The sequence below is a fragment of the Corallococcus sp. AB032C genome, assembly GCF_003668935.1.
Lineage (GTDB): Bacteria > Myxococcota > Myxococcia > Myxococcales > Myxococcaceae > Corallococcus > Corallococcus exiguus.
In genome coordinates this window covers 1-422 of record NZ_RAWP01000282.1, presented here as the reverse complement: position 1 = coordinate 422, position 422 = coordinate 1, and the positions used below count along the sequence as shown (strand labels likewise).

The following is a 422-nucleotide window of genomic DNA, read 5'->3' as shown; positions in this document are numbered from 1 at the left end:
GCGTTGCGGCGGCCAACAATGGCGACAATCTTGGTTGTCCCAATGTCTAGTCCTACTGAATACTCTTGATTTTCCATTTGTTTATGTCGATTTGATTTAATTAATTCTTTTTATCTGTGTTTTTGTTTTCTTCATTTTTCTTTTCCGTGACCTTGGGTTTCTCTTTCGGTTTGGTCTGGGTTTTCTTTTCTTCCGGCTTCACAGCATTGTTTGCAGTGGCTTGTGCCAGTGCTTTTTTCTTTATTATTTCCGGCGTTTTTTCAAATTCTTTTTTTCTGGCAGCGATAATGCTGTCGTTTTCCTTAAAATGGGGATTAAGTGTCGTGACAATCTGATTATCAAACCTTACCGAAACTTTATCATATTTCTGTGGATCCTGAAACACCAAGAATTTCTCTACAAAAGCTTTGAATCCTTTAACC

The 422-nt window shown here is 37.7% G+C and carries 1 protein-coding gene; it reads right to left on the bottom strand.

Annotated elements, in window-relative coordinates:
- Positions 1–100 precede the first annotated feature (100 nt).
- Positions 101–422, bottom strand: a 322-nt coding sequence (locus tag D7X99_RS43335; RefSeq protein WP_199756444.1) for a hypothetical protein, incomplete at its 5' end; no start/stop codon positions are given.